Origin of the sequence: [Clostridium] fimetarium (assembly GCF_900111235.1) — a bacterium.
Classification (GTDB): domain Bacteria; phylum Bacillota; class Clostridia; order Lachnospirales; family Lachnospiraceae; genus Clostridium_N; species Clostridium_N fimetarium.
Map to the genome: position 1 here is coordinate 1 of NZ_FOJI01000042.1, position 2,066 is coordinate 2,066.

Genomic DNA, 2,066 nt, shown 5'->3' on the forward strand with positions numbered 1-2,066 from the left:
ATCAGAAATTTTTTCTACTGCCTTTTAAAAATAGATAACAAAAAATCGCTTAGCCACAACCTTGGTAGGCCATCGCGTAGCGATTTTGTTCAATTTGAACTTGTGGAGGATATAATGAACACTTTTGAATTTAAAGATAAATTAGTTTTAGAAATATCGAAATGTAATAAAGTAAAAGCAATCGGTCAGACGGGAGATATGAAAGAAATACTTGTTCCAGGCTTTAGCGATATTGATCTTTTTGTTTTATGTGACAAGATTCCTACAAAGGAAGAGCGGTTAAAAATATATAAAACTCTAAAAGATAATTATTCTACTTTGACGATGGAAGTATGTAATGGTGGTTTTTGGGGATATGGTGATATATTAATATCAGATGATATAGAAGTTATGCCAATGTATTTTGAAATAGATGAGATGGAAAAATATATTGATGATACTTTGAAAGGATATAATATTCAAAAAGAAGGTCGATTCTATCCTACAGGAAGATTAGCAAGTGTAGAAACGATTAATGTGCTATATGAGGATGATATGACTTGGACTAGATTAATAAGAAAAGTAAAACAATATCCAGCACCACTTTTTAATAAATTGTATACATATCATATTTCCCATGTACTTAATGAAGAAGACCTAGGAAGAGTACTATTAAGAAAAGATATTGTATTTTATCATCAAGTTTTAGAGGAAGCTATAGACCAGTTGTTGCAAGCCTTGTATGCCGCAAATTATAAATACTTTCCAAGTAGAAAAAGAACAAAACTATATATTGATTCTATGCCTAAAAAGCCACAAGACTTCTATAATAGATTATTAAAAATAATTGAGAGTGGTTCAATAAGTAAAAAAATAGAAGAATCTGTGATGGATTTAAGAAATGTTACGACAGATCTTAAAAAATTAGTTCATAATGATAAATTTTAATATTATACTTTTGAATTTTTATAAATAATTAAACATCCCATTATATTTATTATATATATAATGGGAGTAGCAATAAGGGGGGAATCTATATTGGCAATATTTCATAATAGAATTCAAGAGATACCTTGTATTAATAATATTCTTCAATTCGAATTTAAAACAGATTAATCTTGTTTTAAACCAGTAATGCAAGACATAGAAAATGTTAAGAATACGTTCGGAGATTATCATGGAATAGGATCTTAATTTGACATACGAGCCTACAAAAAAGAGAATATGAAAGCCGATGAATTAATAAATAAAATAAAAACGAAAAGAAAAGGATGATAATATGAATAAAATATTCGAAAAATTATTAATGCGCAATAAATTAGTTGTAACGGATAGCACAGATATTATCGAATGTAAAATGGTTGAATTTGTAAATGGATCAGATTTATACAATTCAATGAAAAAAGGTTTTGTTGAATCTGCAATAAAGTCAAGTTATATAGAAATACTTTCTCGTGAAAATAATAATTTTCAAATTTTTATGATTAAAAAAAATGGTTTAAATAATATATACCAAAAGAAAGATTATATATTTAATATGGAATCAGATAATGATAAAAATTTGCTACTAATTAAAGAAACAAAGAACATAGAATTATCTATTGATGAGTTCAATTTATACGTACAACCTTTAAAAATAGCATATTTAGCGGATAACACAAAAGATGCTTTGGAAAATTTAAATAAATATGATGTAGCAATAATGATTAGTTAGATAAGTCAAATTTACTAAATAACTTATAATATGGCGAGTATTTAACTTCTCATTATATTTATAAAGTGAAAATAAATTTGAATTTGTTAAGCATGAGGATAGCGATCTTTTTTTATCCCATACTATGTAAAAACTTTTATTAGTACAGGAGGAGTAAACATATGAAGCATACTGGAACACAAGCTATAAAAACTAAAAGATTGACATTACGGAAACTCGAACTTGCTGATACTGAAATGATGTTTAATAATTGGACAAGCGATGATGAAGTCACACGTTTTTTGAGGTGGGACGCACATAAAACAATAGATGATACCAAGAACATGATTCAAATGTGGATTAAAAACTATCAATCTAATTCTACATATTACTG

At 27.0% G+C, this 2,066-nt stretch carries 3 protein-coding genes; all 3 read left to right on the top strand.

All coding sequences use genetic code 11. The features are described from left to right. The coding region (locus BMY18_RS20605) for a DUF4037 domain-containing protein (protein WP_207647464.1) at positions 1-927 on the top strand (927 nt) is incomplete at its 5' end. Positions 928-1,258: 331 nt separating this feature from the next. Continuing rightward, positions 1,259-1,693, top strand: coding sequence for a hypothetical protein (locus BMY18_RS20610; RefSeq protein WP_092458507.1), 435 nt, complete (start codon positions 1,259-1,261; stop codon positions 1,691-1,693). A gap of 161 nt (positions 1,694-1,854) precedes the next feature. After that, positions 1,855-2,066, top strand: a 212-nt coding sequence (locus BMY18_RS20615) for a GNAT family N-acetyltransferase (RefSeq protein WP_139197361.1), incomplete at its 3' end; no start/stop codon positions are given.